General features: G+C 37.5%; 16 protein-coding genes and 1 pseudogene. 12 read left to right on the top strand and 5 right to left on the bottom strand.

Features of this window, described 5'->3' with window-relative positions; all coding sequences use genetic code 11:
* Positions 1–954 (bottom strand): efflux RND transporter periplasmic adaptor subunit (locus tag AC1DDX_RS07020; protein WP_477621895.1); only part of this gene is annotated, 954 nt, incomplete at its 3' end.
* Positions 955–1200: 246 nt separating this feature from the next.
* Between AC1DDX_RS07020 and AC1DDX_RS07015 the strand changes: the two genes are divergently transcribed.
* The gene (locus tag AC1DDX_RS07015) at positions 1201–1803 is read left to right on the top strand and encodes a helix-turn-helix transcriptional regulator (RefSeq protein ID WP_288881129.1); all 603 of its coding nucleotides are present in this window, start codon (positions 1201–1203) and stop codon (positions 1801–1803) included.
* Between the two features lie 45 nt (positions 1804–1848).
* On the opposite strand, the gene AC1DDX_RS07010 is transcribed toward AC1DDX_RS07015, so the two are convergent.
* Positions 1849–4515 carry a valine--tRNA ligase gene (locus tag AC1DDX_RS07010; RefSeq protein ID WP_288881131.1) on the bottom strand — a complete coding sequence of 889 codons (2667 nt, stop codon included), beginning with the start codon at positions 4513–4515 and terminating at the stop codon, positions 1849–1851.
* Between the two features lie 187 nt (positions 4516–4702).
* Positions 4703–6856: a S9 family peptidase gene (locus AC1DDX_RS07005; RefSeq protein ID WP_337716384.1), complete on the bottom strand. Its 2154-nt coding sequence runs from the start codon at positions 6854–6856 to the stop codon at positions 4703–4705.
* 163 nt (positions 6857–7019) lie between these two features.
* On the opposite strand from AC1DDX_RS07005, the gene AC1DDX_RS07000 reads away from it, so the two are divergent.
* On the top strand, positions 7020–7895 hold the full coding sequence (locus AC1DDX_RS07000; protein WP_172659489.1) for a DMT family transporter: 876 nt from the start codon (positions 7020–7022) through the stop codon (positions 7893–7895).
* 319 nt (positions 7896–8214) lie between these two features.
* Positions 8215–10251, top strand: coding sequence for a M13 family metallopeptidase (locus AC1DDX_RS06995; RefSeq protein ID WP_337716382.1), 2037 nt, complete (start codon positions 8215–8217; stop codon positions 10249–10251).
* A 38-nt stretch (positions 10252–10289) separates the two neighbouring features.
* Here the strand turns inward: AC1DDX_RS06995 and AC1DDX_RS06990 are convergent, their stop codons facing one another.
* Positions 10290–10940 (bottom strand): TetR/AcrR family transcriptional regulator, encoded by a 651-nt coding sequence (locus AC1DDX_RS06990; protein WP_337716380.1) that lies wholly within the window; start codon positions 10938–10940, stop codon positions 10290–10292.
* Between the two features lie 106 nt (positions 10941–11046).
* Between AC1DDX_RS06990 and AC1DDX_RS06985 the strand changes: the two genes are divergently transcribed.
* Both AC1DDX_RS06985 and AC1DDX_RS06980 read left to right on the top strand, forming a co-directional pair.
* On the top strand, positions 11047–11250 hold the full coding sequence (locus tag AC1DDX_RS06985; RefSeq protein ID WP_172659485.1) for a hypothetical protein: 204 nt from the start codon (positions 11047–11049) through the stop codon (positions 11248–11250).
* 248 nt (positions 11251–11498) lie between these two features.
* Entirely contained in the window at positions 11499–13958 is a 2460-nt protein-coding gene (locus tag AC1DDX_RS06980; protein WP_288881139.1) for a TonB-dependent receptor, read from the top strand.
* Between the two features lie 3 nt (positions 13959–13961).
* Here the strand turns inward: AC1DDX_RS06980 and AC1DDX_RS06975 are convergent, their stop codons facing one another.
* Positions 13962–14297, bottom strand: a complete 336-nt coding sequence (locus AC1DDX_RS06975; protein WP_288881142.1) for an MmcQ/YjbR family DNA-binding protein — start codon at positions 14295–14297, stop codon at positions 13962–13964.
* 52 nt (positions 14298–14349) lie between these two features.
* Here AC1DDX_RS06975 and mnmC2 point away from each other — a divergent pair, with 52 nt between their 5' ends.
* The 7 genes and pseudogenes from mnmC2 to AC1DDX_RS06940 all read left to right on the top strand — a co-directional run.
* Entirely contained in the window at positions 14350–15030 is a 681-nt protein-coding gene (gene mnmC2 / locus AC1DDX_RS06970) for a tRNA (5-methylaminomethyl-2-thiouridine)(34)-methyltransferase MnmC2 (RefSeq protein WP_288881144.1), read from the top strand.
* Between the two features lie 110 nt (positions 15031–15140).
* Positions 15141–16094 (top strand): aldo/keto reductase, encoded by a 954-nt coding sequence (locus tag AC1DDX_RS06965; RefSeq protein WP_288881146.1) that lies wholly within the window; start codon positions 15141–15143, stop codon positions 16092–16094.
* Positions 16095–16204: 110 nt separating this feature from the next.
* Positions 16205–17317 carry an AI-2E family transporter gene (locus tag AC1DDX_RS06960; RefSeq protein ID WP_172659479.1) on the top strand — a complete coding sequence of 371 codons (1113 nt, stop codon included), beginning with the start codon at positions 16205–16207 and terminating at the stop codon, positions 17315–17317.
* Between the two features lie 24 nt (positions 17318–17341).
* The gene (locus AC1DDX_RS06955; protein ID WP_048907066.1) at positions 17342–17638 is read left to right on the top strand and encodes a hypothetical protein; all 297 of its coding nucleotides are present in this window, start codon (positions 17342–17344) and stop codon (positions 17636–17638) included.
* Positions 17639–17645: 7 nt separating this feature from the next.
* Positions 17646–18457 (top strand): annotated as a pseudogene (mazG, locus tag AC1DDX_RS06950) (nucleoside triphosphate pyrophosphohydrolase).
* Between the two features lie 575 nt (positions 18458–19032).
* Entirely contained in the window at positions 19033–22059 is a 3027-nt protein-coding gene (locus AC1DDX_RS06945; RefSeq protein WP_477621894.1) for a SusC/RagA family TonB-linked outer membrane protein, read from the top strand.
* 19 nt (positions 22060–22078) lie between these two features.
* Positions 22079–23153, top strand: a 1075-nt coding sequence (locus AC1DDX_RS06940) for a RagB/SusD family nutrient uptake outer membrane protein (RefSeq protein WP_477621893.1), incomplete at its 3' end; no start/stop codon positions are given.

Raw genomic sequence — 23153 nt, 5'->3', positions numbered from 1 at the left:
GGTGTAGACCATCGTTTTTTCCTGCATTTCGAAGGTTGCTTTAGTAGGGACCAAAAGTGCATTGCTTACTTTTAATGGGATGCGAATAAGTGCACTGGCGCCACTCCTAATTAATCCATCGGGGTTGGGGAAACTTGCCCTAAGATTAACTGAACCCGTCTCTGTATTGATTAATCCACTTAAGGTTTCCAGCTTGCCTTTTTTTGAATATTCTGTTCCATTGGCCAACAAAAGTGTTACCGGAGGAATATTCATTAGCTTATCTTTTATGGTTTTCCCTTTGTTGTTTTCTGTGAAATCCAGAAACTGCTTTTCATTGAAGGAGAAGTAGGCAAAAACACTTGCAATATTTGAAACTGTTGTTAGCGGTTGTGGAGATGAACTGCTAACCAGACTGCCTGTTTTATAGGGTAAGTTTCCCACCACCCCATCGGCAGGACTATTTATATGAGTATAGCCAAGATTAGTGCGGGCATTAACTAAACTAGCTTTTGCCTGTGCAAGTGCAGCTTCTTTAGCATGCAGATTAAAATTTGCCTGCTTAAGTTCATAATTACTAATGATCTCTTCTTTTACCAGAGGCAAGGTTTTCTCGACTTGCATTTTTGCAGTACTTACTTCAGCTTCAGCATTTTTTATGGCGGCCGTAGCTGTTCTAACCTCCTGTTCGTACTGGGGGGCATTTATTTTAAAAAGTAACTGACCTTTTTTAACAACTGCACCCTCATCAACAAGTATCTGTTCTACAAACCCATCTACTTTTGGTCTGATCTCTACGTTCTGCTGACCCTGTATAGTTGCTGAGTAATCTGTATTGAGAACAGCATCTTTCGGTTGTACTGTTGAAACCGGATATTCCTGAATAGTTTCTTCCTGCGTTTGGCTTTGTGTGGGGCTGCATGCTTCAAATAGCAACATTCCGCCTAATAATGAGAGTAATTGTATTGTTTTCATAAATGTAATTTTTCTTTTTTGGCATAAGTAGTCCTCATCTCCTAAAAAATCTCTTTTTGGCAGTTAAGGTTAACAGCGATTATTTATCGCCCGAACTAAGTGTTGGGTTAATAATTAAATATGGAGTATCACGATAATTTCATTATAATTCTTTATTTCGTTAAAAAGTTAAGCAAAGTTAGTACTTTTGTGAATAAAACAACCAAATACTTGTTTTATTAGATTATGAAGACAAATCGATTCTTAATGCTTTTAAAAACCCGTGGTGCATTAACTGCAGGAGAAATTTCAAAAGAACTTGGGATTACAAGTGAAGGCGCGCGCTTACAACTCATCAAATTAAGTGAGGAGGGATTGATCAAATCGACCAACGAATCAAAAGGTGTTGGCAGGCCCACCGTTTACTTTAGTTTAACAGAAGAAGGAAATGCTGGTTTTCCTGATACGCATGCCGAACTTACTGTTAAACTGATACAACTTATGAAGACCACGCTGGGCGACGAGGCTCTTGATAAAGTGATAGCAGCAGGCGAACAAGTTGGCAAGGAAAAATATTCTAACGAATTACAATCTATTACAGATCTTGAAGGTCGTATCTCCCAACTCGCAGATATCCGCACACGAGAAGGATACATGGCTGAATATAGTAAAGATGAACAAGGCTATTTGTTGATAGAGAACCACTGCCCAATTTGTGCAGCAGCGCAGGTTTGCCAGGGTTTTTGCGCCTCAGAGCTTAATACTTTTAAGTTTGTATTAGGTGAGGATATAGATATAACAAGGGTAAATCATATTATTGCAGGCGACAGAAGGTGCGCCTACAGAATAACATTAAAGAAGGCTGGTTAAAATAATGCATTCTCCAGCTGCCTGCCGAAGAATGCTCAATTAGATTTATCCTTTTAAAGCAGCAAGACTTTCTTCGATAGTATTGATCTTCGATTCAGCATCTGCTTTTTTATTGCGTTCGTTTTGAATGATCTCAGGTTTTGCGTTTTGTACAAACCTTTCGTTACTCAGCTTAGCATCTACAGATTTCAAAAAGCCTTGTAAATAAACCAATTCTCCATTTAAGCGTTCTATTTCAACGTCAATATCAATAGCCTCATTCAGATGAATAAAGAACTCATCGTTGCCCACCATAAAGTTTACAGCTCCTGGAATCTTATCGTTTACAAACTCAACCTGATTAATATTAGCGAGCTTGAACACAATATTTAACCATTTTTCGAAATCTAAAGACGAATTTACTTTTATAGCCAGAGGAAGTGCTTCTTTAGGCGAGATCTGTTTCGTATTTCTAACGTTTCTGATCTCAGCTACCAGGCCTTTAATAATCTCCACTTCTTTAAGTAATTGCGCATCCGCTTTACCAACAACAGGGTAGTTTGCTACAATGCAGCAATCAAGCTCACCTTTCTCTCCGAAGAGTTCATCATGCCACAATTCTTCCGTTAGGAAAGGCATAAATGGATGTAATAATGTCAGGATTTTTTCAAAGAAACCGATAGTTACTTTTAAAGTTTCAGCGTCTATTGGATGTTGATAAGTTGGCTTTACCATTTCAAGATACCAGGCACAGAAATCATCCCATACCAGTTTATAACAGGCCATTAAAGCTTCCGATAAACGGTATTGTTTAAAGTTCTCTTCAATCTCTGCCAGCGCTTCGTTAAAGCGATTTTCGAACCACAATATAGCTTGTTGGTTGGGATTTTCAAGATTTTCATCAACTTCCCAACCTTTAACTAATCTGAAAGCATTCCAGATTTTGTTGGCAAAATTACGGCCTTGCTCGCAATAGCTTTCGTCGAACATCAAATCGTTTCCAGCCGGAGAGCACAACAACATCCCTACCCTTACTCCATCAGCACCATATTTTTCAATTAACCCAATAGGATCAGGGGAGTTACCCAATGATTTAGACATTTTACGGCCCAATTTATCTCTTACAATACCTGTTAAATAAACATTTGTAAAAGGTTTTTGACCTCTGAACTCATGGCCTGCCATGATCATACGTGCTACCCAGAAAAATAAAATCTCAGGGGCAGTAACCAGATCATTGGTAGGGTAATAGTAGTTAATATCTTTATTGTCTGGATCTTTAAAACCATTAAACACAGAGATTGGCCACAACCATGATGAAAACCAGGTATCCATTACATCAGGATCCTGAGTTACAAAAGGTGCCAGCTGATGTTTAAAACCATGGATTTCAGTTTCCGTAAATACCCCGTCAATATCTTTAAGTTTTAAAAACTCGTCAAGTGCTTCTTCTTTAGTTTTTGCTACAACCCAATTGCCTTTATCATCGTACCATGCAGGAATTTGTTGTCCCCACCACAGTTGCCTGCTGATATTCCAGTCCCTAACATTCTCCATCCAATGACGATAGGTGTTTACGAACTTTTCAGGAATTAACTTAACATCGCCATCCAATACATCTTTCAATGCCGGCTTGGCCATTTCATCCATTTTGCAGAACCATTGCATAGATAGCTTAGGCTCAATAGCTGCATTGGTACGCTCAGAAAAACCTACCTGCGATTTATAGTCCTCAACTTTATCTAAATGACCAGCTTCTTCTAATAAGACAGCAATCTTTTTTCTTGCCACAAAGCGGTCTTCACCAACAAGCACAACAGCAAGTTCGTTTAATGTACCATCTTCATTTAAGATATCTATTACAGGCAACTTATGTTTAACACCCAATTCGTAATCGTTCAAATCATGAGCAGGAGTAACCTTTAAGCATCCTGTTCCAAAATCCATTGTTACATACTCATCCTGAATAACAGGTATCTCACGATTGATTAGTGGTACAAAAACTTTTTTTCCTTTCAGGTGCTGGTAACGCTCGTCGTTAGGGTTAACGCAAATGGCAGCATCGGCCATAATTGTTTCCGGACGGGTAGTTGCAATGGTTAAGAAATCATTGGTTCCCGATACCGAATATTTTATATAATATAACTTTTGATTTACCTCTTTACGGATCACTTCTTCATCAGAAACCGCAGTTTTACCTGCCGGATCCCAATTCACCATACGCACGCCGCGATATATTCTTCCTTTTTTATACAAATGGATAAAACTATCGATTACTGCTTCTGAAAGATCATCTTCCATAGTAAAGCGTGTCCGCTCCCAGTCGCAACTTGCGCCTAACTTTTTCAGCTGATCAAGAATAATACCCCCGTATTTCTCTTTCCATTCCCAAGCATATTTAAGAAATTCTTCTCTGCTAAGGTCTTTTTTGCTGATCCCTCTTTCTTTAAGCATGGCAACAACTTTTGCCTCAGTAGCAATTGATGCATGATCCGTTCCAGGCACCCAGCAAGCATTTTTACCTTGCATACGCGCTCTACGAATCAGCACATCCTGAATTGTATTGTTTAGCATATGCCCCATATGCAAAACCCCAGTCACATTTGGAGGAGGGATTACAATGGTATAAGGCTCACGTTCGTCAGGCTCAGAATGAAAAAAGTTCTTTTCTATCCAGTAGCTGTACCATTTGTCTTCGGTTGCCGCCGGGTCGTATTTTGTAGAAATGCTCATTATTTTGAAAAAGTATCAGATTTGGCTGTAAAAATAAGAATAAAAAAGACAGATGCTATTCGCTTCCCCAAAATCTTGAAGGGAAGATTTTGCATATCAGCTCATAACACTGACTTTTTTGGGAAAAGGAAATAGAAAAATAGGGAAAAAGATCAATGTACATTGATCTTTTTTAACCTTACTTTCTTTACTTCAGGTTTTGCATAAAGTAATCAGTAACCTTTTGATACAAATGTGCTCTGTCTTTACCAATTACATTATGCTCATGGCCAGGGTAGATCATATAATCTACTTGAATACCCTTATCAACAGCTTTTTTAACGAAATCAACAGAATGTTGCTGTACTACAACAGGATCCTGCAGGCCATGGATTAACATCAGTTTTCCCTTTAGCTGGTCAACTTTACTACTCAAGTCAGTAGCAGCATAACCCTCAGGATTTTCCTGCGGAGTATCCATATAGCGTTCAGTGTACATCACCTCATAAAACTTCCAGTTTATTACCGGACCACCTGCAACAGCAGCTTTAAAAATACCAGGATGTGTAACCATAAAATCAACCGTTCCAAAACCTCCAAAGCTCCAGCCAAATAGCCCCATATTAGCAGAATCAACATAAGGAAGCCCCTTCAAGTAATCTACTGCCTTCATCATATCTTCCATTTGAACATCCCCTGCTCTGCGGAACATAGACTGTTCAAAAGCTCTACCCCTATTATCACTTCCTCTTGTGTCGATTGTTAATACCACATAACCATGCTCAGCCATATACCTGAACCAATAATCTCCAGCACCTGCATTCCATGAGTTTAGGATAAGCTGCGCATGTGAGCCGCCGTACCAGTAAACAATAACCGGATACTTTTTTGTGCTGTCGTAATCAACTGGTTTATATAAGCTACAATACAAATCGTCTCCACTGTTACTTTTTATAGTAAAGATTGAGGAGTTTTCTGTAGCAAATGCAGCTAAAGGATTGGGTGCTTTTAATAATGTTTTTGTTTTAGCAGTTGCAGTTTCTATTAACTGGATTACTCGGGGTTGTTCCGGACTACTATAATTATCAATTACAGTGTTTCCAGAAGTGCTCACCTGTGCACCATGTACAGCAAATCCTTGTGTAATCCTATTAGATTTACCTGATTTTAAGTTAAGCACATATAAATTACGGGTTATGGGAGATTCTTCAGTAGAAACATAAAACAGCTGATCACCTTTTGAATTAAATCCTTTTACATCAAGTACCTCCCAGTTTCCTTTTGTCAATTGTTTCAATACTTTTCCATTTAAATCATATAGATATAAATGATTCCATCCATCACGGTTACTTTGCCAGATAAACTTAGCAGGATCATTTTTGAGGAATAACATAGGCACCAATGGCTCAACATATTTCTCATCCTTTTCTTCAAATAATGTTTTCACAAAATCACCGGTTGCTGCATCATATTGATTTAGCTTCATGTGATTCTGTCCGCGGTTTAAAACCGCAATGTATATGTATTTATCATCCGGGCTCCATGCAATATTAGTAAGATACTGCTCAACAGGTTCACCTGTTTTAAGGTACACCACAGCTTTCGTATCTGCATTATAAACCCCTACAGTTACCTCATGGCTTTTATCGCCTGCCATAGGATATTTGATATTTACATTTTTAGCAGGTCTCGTGGTCCAATCTATGATCGGATAATCAGAAACCATGCTTTGATCCATTCTATAAAAAGCGAGTAGCTTACCGCTATTGCTCCAGAACGTACCTTTAGTTATTCCAAATTCATCACGATGAACCGACGAAGCATACACAATATCTTTGCTGCCATCTTTAGTTACCTGATTTTGATCAGTACCATTTGTCACAAACAAATTGAAGTTATCCAAATAAGCGATGTAACCAGCGGTACTTTGTTCAACACTAGTTTTACTACCAATAGATTGATCTATGAGCACCTTATAGGTATTCTTTACAGGATTAAACGCAACTTTACTTCCGTTAACCGTTAATATCCAGTCGGGTCCCTGATTAAATTGAATAACAGGCATCGACTTTAAAGTATTCTTTTGAAATGACTTTAATTTCTGATTTAACTGGACCAATGATAAAAATTGCTGTTCATGCTGACTCTTAAAATTGCCACTCATCCATACGGGTTCATTCCCTATTTTTTTGGCATACACATAATCTTCTGTGCCATAAATAAATTGAATTTGAGAAAGATTTTCCGGAGCCAAAGTAGTGCGTGCATTACTCATTGCATCCTGAATGGTCAATTGTTTATCCTGGGCTATGCCATAAAAAGCAATTGACAACAATTGAATACATAAAATCAGTTTTTTCATCAGTTGTTCTAAAAGATGATGAAGCTATCATGCGCCGCCCGCTATTATTCATTTCGGTTTATATAATGCAGCACATGATGGTTTCATCGTATGAATAATAAGTTGGGGCCAAACTTATACAAAATATCGCAAATTACATCGTTGGCTTGATTACCTTTGATGTGTGAAAAACATCTTTATAGGTTTACTGTTCGCTATGTTGTGGGCTTCAGCATCTGTAGCTACAAAATTTGGCATTTTATCTGCGCCTCCATTGGTCCTGGCAAATATTCGTTTTTTCCTGGCAGGGCTTGTATTACTCTCATTTGGATATATATTTAATAAATCCTATAAATTACCTAATGCCGAAGAATGGAAGCACCTTTCAATATTTGGCCTTTTAAATACCACCGTTTATCTTGGCCTGTACGTATGTGCGATGAAATATACCGCAGCAGGTATAGGCAGTTTGGCTACATCTACAAACCCACTATTAATTGTACTATTGTCTTCCTGGCTAATTGGCCGTAAACCATCAAAAGAAGAAATATTTAGCATTATAATAGGTATGGCAGGTATTGGAATTGCCACCTATCCACTGTTAAAAGATAGCAGTACAACTATATTGGGAATCAGCTTATTGATGTTAAGTATGGTCTGTGTATCTTTTGCAAGTGTATACTACGCAAGAGTGAAATGGAAGCTCCCCAACATTTTGATCAATGGGTGGCAGGTGGCGCTAGGGGGAATATTTCTGCTCCCATTTACCTTTTTCTTTAGTGATTTCTCATTGATACGAATGGACAACAGGCTTATATTCTCTGCTTTATGGCTTAGCCTTGCAGTGTCTGTAATAGGGCTTATATGTTGGTTCTACTTATTAAAAATAGATACGGTTAAAGCTTCACTATGGCTGTTTCTATGTCCACTTTTCGGTTTCTTTTATGCCTGGTGGTTAATGGACGAGCCTATTACCATGTACACAGTTGCAGGCACTTTGCTTGTTGTTTTCGGATTATATCTTGGCCAGAGAAAAAAATTAAGCAGAAGTATTAATTAGCAGTAAACAGATCATACCTTACCAAACAATAGAACATATTTTACACCCCTTACACAATAAAATATGTTAAAATATGTTAAATAGGTATAACTGACTTAGTCATGAAAGCAATAAAACTATTTTTCTTTTCAGGTTCCTTGCTTAGGCGGTTCAGCCTAACTAAAATCTACTACTGGTTTAACAAGTAATATTTTGAATAGACAAAATGCTTGTTAAGCAGTATTTATTACTTTTACCTCATTGATGTTATTATAAACACCACATGTCGCAGGGATTCTCCTGCATAGGTAAAGTGTTATAAAATCTGTTGACTAACTTTATGAATATTTTAAAACTAACCAGGCACATTGCTGCCTTAGGAATTCTTGCGACCGGCTATACGGCTAGTGCTCAATCTCCCGCAAAATTTATTGACCCGACCAACATGGATCTCAGCGTAAAACCTGGAGATGATTTTTACACATATGCCAGCGGCACATGGATTAAAAACAATCCTGTTCCTGCAAAAGAAACACGTTGGGGCAGTTTCAATGTATTAAGAGATTTTAATATAAATGCAGTAAAAGGACTTGTAGAAGATGCTGCTGCTGATAAAACAGCTCCGGTAGGATCAGTAAAAAAACGTGTAGGTGATTTCTTTGCCGCCGCAATGGACAGCATAGCAATTGAAAAACTGGGTTATAGTCCAATTAAAGCTGACCTGGAAAAAGTTAAACAACTTAAAACTGTTCAGGATATTTTAGACCATACGGTATATATGCGCGTAAGCGGGCTTGCTTCTCCCATGTTTGGATTTAGTGTCGGTCAGGATAGAAAAAACGTAACAAAATACCTTCCTCAACTTGGACAGGGAGGCACTACACTTCCTGATCGCGATTACTATTTGAAGGATGATAGCAGGAGTGTAAAGATTCGTGAGGCATATACAACCTACATGACTACCCTTTTTGGTTTAATTGGCTACAATAATACAGAAGGTCAGAAAAAAGCAGCAACGGTAATGTCGATAGAAAAGAAATTTGCAGATGCTCAAATGTCTCGTGTAGAAATGCGCGATCCATATAAAACCTATAATAAGTTTACTGTTGCAAACTTTAGCAAAACCACTCCATCTGTAGACTGGGCAAAAATGCTGCTTAAACTAAAAGTAAGCGGTCAGGATACGATACTTGTTTCTGCGCCAAAATTCTTTGTGACTTTTGACGAAATGCTAAAGAGTGTTTCATTAAAAGATTGGAAAACATACCTGGAATGGAATGTATTAAAAAATGCTGCTCCTAACCTAAGTTCACCTTTTGTGGCCGCAAACTTTGCTTTTAATCAGGTACAAAGCGGACAAAAAGTTCAAACTCCAAGATGGCAAAGAATGTCGCAATTAACAGATGGCACAATTGGAGAATTATTAGGACAACTATACGTAGCCAAATATTTTAAGCCAGATGCAAAACTGCGTATGACCGAGCTCATCAGTAACCTTAGAAAAGCATTTGAGATCAGGATTAAAAATCTGGACTGGATGAGTGCTGCAACAAAAGAAAAAGCACTTGCCAAACTAAATGCATTTGTGCCAAAAATAGGATATCCTGAAAAGTGGAAGAATTATGATGGTTTGGTTATAAGCCGTGCTGCCTATTTCCAGAACTTAAGAAATGCAGGTGCGTGGGGGTATAAAGAATCAATAGATCAGTTAGGCAAACCTGTTGACCGTACACGTTTTGGAATGACCCCGCCAACCGTTAATGCCTACTATAGCCCAACAATGAACGAGATTGTGTTTCCCGCCGGGATTCTTCAGTTCCCGTTCTTTGATCCAAATGCTGATGATGCGGTTAATTATGGTGGTATTGGTGCTGTAATTGGACATGAAATGTCTCACGGATTTGATGATTCAGGAAGCCAGTATGATAAAGATGGTAATCTTCGTAACTGGTGGACTGACGAAGATAAGACTAAATTTGAAGCAAAAACCAAAGCTTTAGGAGAGCAATTTGATGCATATACTGTATTAGATACCATCCACGTAATAGGAAAACTAACGATGGGAGAAAATATAGGTGACCTTGGCGGCCTTAATGCTGCATATACAGCATTTAAATTAACTAAACAGGGTCAGTCAAATGAAAAGATTGATGGTTTTACACCAGATCAGCGTTTCTTCCTATCATGGGCACAGGTTTGGCGAGGTAACATTTTACCTGAAAGTGCAGCGCAGCTGATTAAAACAGATCCGCACTCGCCAGGACCTTACAGAACCATTGGCGCACCTGTAAATATGGATGCGTGGTATGAGGCATTTGACGTTAAACCAGGTGATAAATTATATAAGAAACCTGAAAACAGAATTAGAATTTGGTAAATACATAATATAATGGCGCTTGCAAAAGCGCCATTATATTAGTTTTTTGCTTTATCGTATACTAAATCAGTGAGTTGATCGAGTGATTTTAATATTCGATCCATATCATTCGGATTATTAATATCAATACCACAAAATGGATTTCCGCTAGCCTTAGACTGTAATACCATAAAAATTATACCTGCTACCTGCAATGCCATTATCGCACGAAAGTCAACACCTGATTTTTCGAAATTCGGAAGAAGTAGTTTAAAAACTTCCTCACCAAAAGCTTCCCGCTTTAAACCAACCTCCTTCATCAGTTTACTTTTTTCACTGGTTTCCCAGATAACGATCTTCTGCATTTCCTCTTCAGTGTAAAAAAAACTAAGGTGAGTTTTTAATATTGTCTTAACCATAGGCCGGCCACCATCAATTTGAGATTCGGCCATAAGTCTTTCCATGTCTCCAGATAAACTAATCCAATAATCTTTTGTCTTTACATAGGTTTCTATCAAATTATTTACATTGTTATCAAAATACCTATAAATCAACTTCTTATTGACCTCTGCTTTTTTAGCAATATTGTTAACACCTAATGCCGTATACCCCTCATTCTTAATAATTTCACCTACCGCAGCAATCAATTTAAGCATAGTTCTTTCCTTATCTCTAATTGCTCCGGCTATACGTTTTCTAGGTTTCTCCATGGGCTAAAAATAAGAAAAAAATGTGTATGTCACCACTTTGCAAAATTCTAACAACTATTTTTGAGAAAGTTTATGTACCTAAATAACCAAATTAACATCTCTCACTATGAATTACATACCGGAACCTTTACCAGACCTAAAAGCCATTAGAATTTCGAACCTGGCTGCAGGAGACATTATAGTCAATCTGGGCACCCTCCTCGAAATCATTGAAAATGAAGACTCTTTCTCGTTAGTTATAGATAGAATGGAACAAAGACAAGTCTGGAATTTTAATAAAACTGAAGAATTAATCATTAAATCCGACTAATAAAGAAGAAATCAAATTATTAACTCAACGCTCAACAATTCAAATGACCAGGAAGGAATTTCGGGTCATTTTTATTTTATAGAAATTCATAATTAATATCGTAAAGGCATATTTTCACTTTTTTTTAATATTCGCTGTAACCTTTCGCACCATTCCTGCATCTTATAAATAACTAAATAAGAATCACAAAAACCATTCACATATTCGATTAATATGCTTAAAAGCGTATGTGGAAAAAGTATGCCATTATGAAACCTGATAAATACATTCTACTTCTCGCCATATTTGCCTTTACGCTGACTTTTACAGTCGCGAATGCGCAATCAGACAATACAACCGGAGAAATATCCGGTAAGGTGTTAGACGAACAGCAAAAGGCATTTCCGTATGCCACCATTAGCTTGTTAAATGCCAAAGATTCAACCACTGTAAAAGGGACACTTACTTCCGACAATGGAACCTATCAGTTAAAAGAAATTAAACAAGGGAATTATCTTATTGCCATTTATGTAGTTGGTTACAAAAAGGTATTTAAGGGGCCTTATTCTATAAGTTCAAGCAAAAAAACTCACGATCTAGGCAATGTTCAATTGGCTACCGATGCAAAAGAGCTTAAAGGTGTTGAAATTGTTAAACAAAAACCCCTGATAGAAAGACAGATTGATAAAACAGTCATAAATGTAGAAAATAGCGCATTGGCAGCTGGTAATACGGCTCTGGATATTTTACAGAAGTCGCCTGGAGTTACTGTCGACAAAGATGGCAAAATTAGCTTAAAGGGTAAACAGGGTGTTACCGTAATGCTTGATGGCAAACCTACCTACCTATCTTCAGAACAATTAGCCAATCTTCTTAGATCTACTGAGGGAAATGCAATCCAATCTATCGAATTAATTACCAACCCCTCTGCAAAATATGACGCCGCCGGTAACTCTGGGATCATCAATATTAAACTAAAAAAGAACAGAAATTATGGTACTAATGGCTCTATACTTGGAGGTGTTGGTTACGGAAGATATTACAAGGCAAATGGTGGTTTAAACCTAAATCATCGTGAAAAAAAAATCAATATTTTTGGAAATTACGATTACGGACGCAATAAAGGGTTTGGCAGCACAGATATTGCCAGGGTAAACAATACCGCAACGGATCAAACCTATTTTGATCAAACAAATATGAACATACGACGCAGAAACAACAGCAATTATAAAGGCGGGATAGACTATTTCATCAATGACAAGAACACAATTGGTTTTGCTTTTAATGGATATAATGCAAACGGAAAAAATGCATCAGATGTGCTTACATTGATCGGTGATCAGCCTTCCAAAACAGATTCATCAGTAGTTGCTCAAAACCCTAACAGGTATAAATACACCGGCATGTCGTACAACCTGAATTATAAAGGGACAATAGACACCCTGGGACAGGAAATAAGCATAGATGCTGATTACTCCGAACATATAGGAAGACAGGATAACAATTTCAACAATAGATATTTAAACAACCAAGGTCTGCCTGCCAAACCTGATTATATTTTTAGAAATGCTACACCATCCACGACCAAAATATGGGCAGGAAAAACAGATTACACCTACCCTATTAACAAAGAGATGAAACTTGAAGTTGGCTTAAAATCGAGTTTTGTAGAAACAGACAACAACTTCATCTTTGAGAACTACGAAAACAACCAGTGGCAAAACGATGTTAAGCGCAGTAATCAATTCCTTTACGATGAAAATATCAATGCTGCCTATGCTAACCTCAACAAAAAATTTAAAACTACTTCTGTACAATTAGGATTAAGAGCTGAACAAACCAACTCAAAAGGAAATTCTGTTACAGAACAAAAGATTGTAAACAGACATTACCTTAATCTGTTCCCAAGCATTTTTATAAACCAGGAACTATCTAAAGATCATGAAATGGGCCTCTCTTACAGCAGAAGAATTGACCGTCCAGATTATGGTTCATTAAATCCATTTATCTATTACCTTGATTTGTATTCTTACAGGTTTGGGAATCCATTCTTAAAACCTCAATACACTAATGCTTTCGAGCTATCCTATTCTTACAAAAAAACATTAAACGTAACATTTGGGTATAGCCATACCACTGATGTAATGTCTGATGTTCTATTAACAGATACGGCTAAAAAAACAATTTTCATTTCTAATCAGAACCTTGCTACGCAAGATGCATACAACCTGAACATTAGTTATCCAATACAAATAACCAAGTGGTGGAGCAGTAATAACAACTTTACCGGATTCTACAACAATTTCAAAACTCCAGATCTTTTAGGCCAACCGTTTCAAAGTGGAAGAGTTGCATTTAACTTTAATACAACACAGACCATTACTGTAAATCCGTCATTAAATATAGAATGGTCTGGCTTTTATCAATCTAAACAAGTTTACGGAACAATATTAATAGACCCTCAGTACGGTATTGACCTTGGTATAAATAAATCTTTCATGGATAAAAAATTGAGTATCAAACTTGCTGCCAATGACTTGTTTAAAATGCAAAAAAGTGTAATTACAAGTGCACTGTCTTCACAAAACTATGTAGTTAATGAAAGATGGGAAAGTCAGGTATTCCGCTTAACATGTACATACCGATTTGGAAGTAACGATATTAAAGCAGCCCGTCAGCGCTCAGGTAGTTCCGAGTCAGAAGGCCGCAGGGTTAAATCCGGCAAATAGTAACTAATTATATTTCTCCCGAACCTTTTTACTAAGCTTTCTTAGTACAAAGGTTCGGGATTCTGCAACACGGCTTTTCAATTCAGGATCAGGCAATACGTCCAAACTATCTAAAGATATCCACTGGCGTTTTGCCATGTGATAAGCTTGCTGAATACCCGGTCTTGCCACCAGCATATCAAACTCATCCGGATCACATTTAATAGAAAACCTTCCTTCTTCAAGAGACATAATCACATAAATTTTTTCTTCAATCATAAAACACAGGTGATCCCACTTCATACCTTCAGTAGTTCCCTTTAGGCTCAGGCAATAATCTCTAAATGTTTCAATATCCATAGCAAGCAATTAAGGTCTAAAGTTAAAAACTATTTTATCTAAGTTTGCACTGATGAATAAACTTATCCAAACCGCTGATGGTTCAAACACACTATACAACGAAAGTATTGGCGAAAATTATCATTCCAAACACGGTGCTTTGCAGGAAAGCAAACATGTATTTATTGATGCCGGTTTAAAGCATGCAATAGCCAGCTTTCCGGATAAAGAAATATCTGTTTTGGAGGTTGGCTTTGGCACAGGACTTAACTTTTTAATGAGCATTTCTCATTGTGCCGAACATCAGATAAAGCTTCAATATATTGGCCTGGAGGCCTTTCCATTAAGAATTGAAGAATTAGAATCAACAGGCTATGCCGCATACGTACCCGATACTGTTTGGAACAGTTTGATTGACAATTATGGAAAAGCATTACTGCAGGCAGTAACCATGCTTCCAGACCAACAGCTTAAAATTGTACAAACATATCTTCACAGGTTCCAGACTGAACAAAGATTTGACCTCATTTACTTTGATGCTTTTTCTGTTCAGCATCAACCCGAAATGTGGACAGACGAGATTATTGCACATACTTGCCAATTTTTAAAACCGGGAGGCATATTCGTTACATATGCAATTACCGGAAAACTTAAACGTGCACTCAAATCAGTAGGTTTTACCATAGAAAAGCTTCCCGGAGCACCGGGAAAGCGAGAAATGCTAAGAGCAACTAAAGCAATTGAACCCAAATAATTATTATAAATTACAAACCACCGACTATATTAGAAACACCATGCTGTTAAATTTGTTAAGTAAGTAATAATGCGCTCGCACAACCTACCTTAACAACAGAAATTACAGCGATGAAAAAAAGAAAATTAGGAAACTCCGATTTATTTGTTTACCCAATAGCCTTTGGGGGAAATGTATTTGGCTGGACCGCGGATGAAAAGAAATCATTCGAAATACTTGATGGCTTTACCGATGCAGGCTTTAACTTTATAGACACCGCAGATGTATATTCTGCCTGGGTACCCGGAAACACCGGTGGGGAATCTGAGACAATAGTCGGAAACTGGATGTCGCAGAGAAATAACAGAGACAAAATTATACTTGCCACAAAAGTTGGTGCCCCAATGGGACCTGATAAAAAGGGCTTGTCTAAAAAGTATATCTTTCAGGCTGTAGAAGACTCCTTAAGAAGATTAAAAACAGACTACATAGATCTTTATCAATCTCATTACGATGATCCTGACACACCAATACAAGAAACACTTGAGGCATATCATCAATTAATAAAAGAAGGCAAGGTTCGATGGATTGGCGCTTCCAACTTAACACCGGAGCGCTTAACTGAATCGTTGGAAATAGCAAAAAAATTCAATCTCCCTAAATATCAAACCTTACAGCCAGAATACAACTTATACCAACGCGAGGGTTACGAAAAAAACTTCGAACAAATTGTACAGGATAATGATTTAGGTACAATTAACTATTATGCTCTGGCAAGTGGCTTTTTAACCGGAAAATACCGTTCAGTAGAAGACCTTAATAAAAGTCAGCGGGGTGGTGCAGTTAAAAATTACTTGAATGAAAGAGGATTTAAAATTTTAAAAGCCCTTGATGATGTATCAGAACAATACAGTGCAGATCAGGCAAGTATAGCACTGGCCTGGCTTATTGCACGTCCATCCATAACTGCACCAATTGCAAGCGTTACCAGTTTAGACCAGCTCGAAGATCTTAAGAAAGCCGCAACATTAAAACTAAATGTTGAGGATATTGCAATCCTTGACGAAGCCAGTGCCTGGGAATAACCTTTAATTCTTTTAATAAAAACAAACGCCCCGCTAAATATTTGGCAGGGCGTTTGTTTTTAGTTAATTTTCCTATGTTAAACTTTTCTAACTGGCTTAATAAATCATCTATGAGAAACATCACGCTCCCTTTTTACGCTAAACTTGCTTTGGTGCTATTTGCAATCATCTGTTTAGGGTACCTCGCCATTTTAGGACAAACATTACTTGCGCCACTGCTAACGTCATTCTTGCTGGCTTTACTGTTATTACCTCTTTCTAATTTTCTGGAACAAAAATGGCGCTTTAAAAGGAGTCTGGCTGCAATCGTATCTGTGATACTCATGATCGCTTTTATATCTAGCATACTATATTTTTTGGCAAACCAGCTTACCGATCTCTGGCAAGACTGGCCTGCGCTTAAAAAGCAAGGAGAAACTTCATTTCACGACATCCAGAATTGGATTTCAAATACCTTTAACATCAATACAAAAAAGCAGATAGACTATTTAAGAGATAGTACCAGTGCGGCACTTTCCACCAGCGCCACTGTTTTAGGCGCTACATTACTTACCCTGTCTTCAACGCTGCTTTTTCTGTCTTTTCTATTACTTTTTACCTTTTTCATCTTAAACTATCGTAAAGTACTTTTCACCTTTTTAACCGCTGTATTTGAAGAACAACATGCAGATAAGGTAGGAGAAATTGTAAGGCGCATACAATATATCATCAAAAAATATATCACCGGATTATTCCTGCAAATGCTCATCGTTACCTTATTAATGATCTTAGTACTTTGGGTATTAAATGTAAAGTATGCGGTGTTACTTGGTCTGATTGCCGGCATTTTCAACATCATCCCCTATATAGGCATCTTTACCGCGTTGCTGATCAGTGCGCTGATTACTTTTGCTACTGCAGGCGCAGCCAAGATGTTACTTGTGGTGGTTGCCTTTGCAGGTGTTCATGCCCTGGATGGCAATGTATTAATGCCATTGGTTGTAGGTTCAAAGGTAAAGATAAATGCACTATTTGCCTTTATAGGCATAGTAGTTGGCGAAATGATATGGGGCATATCAGGTATGTTCTTATGTATTCCCTACATGGCAATGCTAAAAATTATATTTGATCGTGTAGATTCTTTAAAACCATGGGGAGTTTTACTTGGCGGAGAAGAAAAGCCGCATAAAAAACGTAAGATATATCGAATCACAAAGAATATTAAGCTCGAAGAACAGGAATAAAAACAAATTTTAATAGCTTGATAAATGCCCGAAAACAGAACGCCGCATATACTTAATACCTCTGCAACCTTACTGGGTTTGTGCTTTATTGTATTGACCTCTCTTAAGGTCGCAAAAATGAGCGACAGTACAATCATTGACGAAACAACAGCTCTTGCAATTATATTATTTATGACGGCCTGTATTTTATCATTTCTTTCCATGAAAAGAAGAGGTCCCTCGAACTATCCTTTAGAGAGAGCTGCCGATATTATATTTTTATTAGGCCTTGTTGTTCTTTTTTTAACCACAATGATGGTTACCTTTAACGTCATAAAATAAACACCCAATGCCTAATAATATACCTCCTGTTACTGCAAACGATCCTGCCTCGGCATTTCAAAGACTACTTACAGTGTTAGATACATTACGCACACAATGCCCATGGGATAAAAAACAAACCATGGAAACGCTGCGACATTTAACTATTGAGGAAACCTATGAGCTATCTGATGCTATCCTTGAAGGAGACCTTGACGAGGTAAAAAAAGAGCTGGGAGATATGTAATGATGCACCTTGTTTTTTACGCCCGCATAGCGTCAGAAACTAATGACTTTACCATAATTGATGTACTGAACAGTGTATGTGATAAATTAATTAGCAGACACCCGCACATCTATGGAGATGTTGAGGTACAAGATGAGCACGATGTAAAACGAAACTGGGAGCAACTAAAACTTAAAGAAGGAAACAAATCTGTTTTATCGGGGGTACCCGCTGGTCTGCCGTCTCTGGTAAAAGCAAGTCGCATTCAGGAAAAAGCAAGAGGTGTTGGCTTTGATTGGGACAATAAGGAACAGGTTTGGGAAAAGGTTGAAGAAGAGTTGCAGGAATTTAAAGATGAGTATAATGTAGTAGATGGTGCCGCTATAGATATAGAAAAAGCAGAAAGTGAATTTGGCGACCTACTGTTCTCTTTAATTAATTACGCTCGTTTCATTAACATCAATCCTGAGAACGCATTAGAAAAAACCAACAAAAAATTCATTAAGCGCTTTCAATATCTTGAAAGCAAAGCCAAAGAAAATGGCAAAGCACTGAATGATATGACACTGGCAGAAATGGATATTTACTGGAATGAGGCCAAGAGCTTGAAGTAACAATTTCATTTTACTAAAAAAAGCATATCAATCGTTTGCACTCAAACTAACAAGCTCATATACTGCCACTTACAATAATCCAAAAAATTAAATAGACATAACCTTAGTTTGGGCACCCATTCCTCTTTTAAAAAGGAGTTAAAACCTCCTATTTTGCGTTAAAACCTAAAAAATGCCCTGATAATCAGACAACGTAACTGGTTACAATAAGTGATTAATTTAACGTTAAATTAATCACTTATTAAATTCCGATAGTAATTCAGTAAAAAACTGCCAGAACAAACGTTTGCGCAATTTTTACATTACAATTGAACGGCCCCTCACTGTTTTTAGCTCTACCTTCACTCTTAATACTTTATATCAGTTTATGCACTCAAAAGCATAAATCTGATTGGGAAAAACTAAACAAAACTAAACTAAAATGATAATGAAATTTCATAGGGCTCTCCTTATTGACTTTTTTCATTTCTACCCCGACAGTTATTTCGCTGGGCCATGTTTTTTAACAAAAACACACCTAAAATCTGCCAGCTTCCTTTTTAAAACTAAAACAACAAACATATAAACCAATAAATATGAAATCTAAATTTCTACTATTTTCACTATTAATAACATTTCTCCTCTCTATAGAGGGTTATGCCCAAACAGGGATTAAAGTAAGCGGAAAAGTTTCGGATGCCAAAGGAGAAGGCATCCCGGGAGTTAGTGTTAAAGTAAAAGGTGGTAAAGTAGGTGCCCTTACCGATGGTTCCGGTAATTATGCGCTTACTGCACCAGATGCACAAAGCATTCTGCAATTCTCGTTTATCGGTTTCGATTCTCAGGAATTTACTGTTGGATCTAAAACACAAATAAATGTAACCTTAAAAGAAACTCAAAATGAACTTGAGCAGGTAGTTGTGGTAGGTTACGGTACATCAAAGAAGAAAGACCTTACCGGTGCGATTAGCTCTATTTCAAAAGAAAGCTTAAACTTAGGGGGTGTTACTTCAAACGTTGCACAAGCCATTCAGGGTCGTGCTTCGGGTGTACAGGTTACTCAAGCTAGTTCAGCACCGGGAGGTACAAGTATTATCCGCATCAGGGGTGGTAATTCAGTAAAATCTACTAACGAACCTTTGTACGTAGTTGATGGTTTTATTACAGACAATGGTAAAGATATTTCGCCAAGTGACATTGAAGACATTCAAATCTTAAAAGATGCATCTGCTACGGCTATTTATGGTTCCAGGGGTGCAAATGGAGTTGTTCTAATTTCAACAAAAAGAGGTAAATCAGGAAAAGCATCAGTAGAACTAGAAAGCTATTATGGAACTCAACGGATCAAGAACAGACCTGATTTAATGAACGCGACTGACTACAAAGCTATTGCTAACGCAAAAGCAATTGAGCAAGGAAACCCGCCAGAATATACTGCCGAAGATTTAGAGAGTTCTACTAATACTGATTGGTTTAGTCTTGCTACAAGAAATGCCACAGTACAAAGCCATAACTTAAACATCAGCGGTGGTAATGAAGATACACGTATCTCTATCTCAGGAAATTATTTCGGACAAGTAGGTGCATTAAAGAAAACAGATTTCGATCGTTACTCTGGTCGTTTCAACATAGATCAAAAAGTTGGTAAAAGATTTAAAGCTGGCGCGAATATATATGCTGCCAGATCATTTTCGCAATTTAAAACTTACGACGGAAACATAGTACCAWCTAACGTATTATATGGTATTATGTTCACTTCTCCGGCTATTGCTCCATACAATGCAGACGGAACATATGCTCGTAGAAATGGGAAAGATAATCCTTTAGCTTGGTTACTTGAACCCACTAACGATCGTTACAACAATAGAATGACTGCTAACATTTTTGGTGACCTGCAAATTCTTGACGAGCTTACCTTACATATTAGTGGAGGAACAGAATTTTCAGCAACTAAAGAAGGAACTTACCTACCTACTACTCTTGTCTCAGGAGAAAAGGTTCAGGGACAGGCTTCGGTGAATGAACTAAATTCTACCCGTAATTTAATGGAAACTTATCTTACCTATAAAAAGGTATTTAATGAGATACATTCATTTACCGCATTAGCAGGATTTTCTTATCAGTTCGATCAAAATGAAAGACATTATACTCAGGTACAAAAATTCACTACTGATAAGTACCTTTATAACAATCTTGATGGTGCTGCTGAAAGAATTAAAGCTATTACTGATAAGCAAGAAGCAATAATGTATTCTTATTTCGGTCGTTTAAATTATGCTTTAAAAGACAAATATCTGGCTACATTCACTATCCGTCAGGATGTTTCATCAAAATTCTCTTCAAAAAACAGAATAGGATATTATCCATCAGGATCATTAGCCTGGAGAGTTAGCGATGAAGATTTCATGAAGGATAATAAGATCTTTTCTAACTTAAAAGTTAGAATGGGATACGGTGGAACAGGTAACGACCGGGTAAACAACTACGTATACATGAGTACATTTGGGCCAACCGGAGTTTCATTAAGCGAAGAAAGTGACCTATACGGCGGTGTTGTTGGCACCCGTTTACCTAATCCCAACTTAAAATGGGAAAGTAATTATCAATTTGATGCAGGTGTAGACATGGGCTTTTTAAATGACCGCTTAAGTGTTACAGCTGATTATTATCGCAAAACAACAAAAAACCTTCTGCTAGATATTCCAATTGAACAAATCTATGGATTCAACTCTCAGTTAATCAATGGTGGATCACTTCAAAATCAAGGAATCGAGCTTTCTATCAACAGCAGAAACGTTGAGAATGATAACATGACATGGAATACCACTTTAAACATTGCTTATAACAAACAAAAAGCAATAAATCTAAACGACAGACCATACATTATTTCTCAAACAGCTAATCCCGATGGAGCTGTGCCAGCAGCTGATTTCACCAAGCTAGCTGTAGGTAGAGAATTAAGTGAACTATATGGCTATGTTTATGATGGAGTAATTAAGACAGGCGAGGTTTATGCTGCTCAACCCCTATCTAAACCTGGAGATCCAAAATATAAAGATTTAAATGGTGATGGAGCAATTACCGCTGATGATCGCAAGGTACTAGGAAACGCTTACCCTCATTATGTTTTAGGGTTTAATAACAGCTTCACATATAAAGGTCTTGAACTTGGCATATTCTTCCAAGGTGCTTTTGGATCTGATCTTTATAATATGAATCGCTTGTTATTGGAAACTTACACAGGTACAGATGCATTACAGCGCTGGACCCCTCAAAACAACAATACTGATGTACCTAGAAATGGATATTTTACCTCAAAATATGGTGGCTATATCAACTCTAGATTCGTAGAGAACGCGTCATATGTGAAACTGAAAAACTTAAGTATTGGCTATAACATTCCAACTTCAAAAATTGGATTCTTAAAAGGTATTAGTACTGCTAAGATATATTTTAATGCACAAGATTTGTTTACCATCACCAAATATACTGGTTCAGATCCTGAAGTAAATTCGAATAACAGTGATACTGATCCCAATAGCACTAATTTAAGAGCTGGTCTGGATTTCAATGCGTATCCGGCTTACCGTTCTTTCACTCTTGGTCTTAAATTAAATTTCTAACCTATTACAATTGTCAATTATGAAACGTACTATAATTTTATTCTCAGCTTGCATAATAGGTCTTGCTTCATGTAAAAGAATCGCAGAGCCTACGGTCTATAGCATCCTAACAGAAGCAAATGCTTTTCAAACAAAGGCCGATGCAGTAGCCGCTGTAAACGGAATCTATGCAAGGTTAAAACAGCCTAGTGGTGTTAGCGATTCCTACCAATACTATGCTGGTTTTCAAATGGCCATAACAGATTTCACAACAGATATTGGTCATTCTTTTCAATCAGGAGATATCTCACAACTTTCTGACGCACAATGGTCAACCAACAATAAATATATCAACTTCGCCTATCAACATCAATATAAGCTTATTTCAGATGCAAATACTGCGCTCTTCAACATCCCAAAGATCAAAACGCTTACTGAAACACAATTGAATCAATATTTCTCCGAAATCAAATTCCTTCGTGCATTGGCTTATATAGATCTAACAGATGAATTTGGCCCGGTTATCCTAACTACCGAAGAAAATCTAAAAAATCCAGATTACACCACAAAAGTGCCTCCTGCAAGTCTGGAAGTTATCAATGCGTTCTTAATAAGTGATCTGGAATCGGCCGCAGCAAACCTCCCTGTTAATTACGAAGGAAAAGCCATTTACCCTACCAATGATGTTGGTCGGGCTACTAAAGGCGCTGCACTTTCGTTGCTTACCAAACTGTATATGCGCGAGCATCAATGGCAAAAAGCTTTAGAGACAATCCAAAAGATAGAAGACTTACATCAATATGAATTATATCCTACCTATGCAGGCCTTTTTGCGGAAAGCAACAAATGGTGTAAAGAATCAATTTTTAGTTCACTTGCTGACGCATTAAATGACGCCACCGAATTAATGAACCACTTTGGTCCATTAAATAATCCGGTTGTAACAGATCGCTGGCAATATTATGCTGTAAGCTGGAGTTTCTGGAACTCATATGCACCAAATGATGAGCGTCGTGAAATGTTTTTTTATGACTATAAGGGTACCGATGGTTTACAATACATGCAAGCCCCTGCCGGACAAACTACACCTCCAAAAGGCAAATACTACTTACCAG

This window comes from Pedobacter sp. 10L46_2, from assembly GCF_056395165.1.
This window is presented reverse-complemented; position numbering and strand designations above follow the sequence as displayed.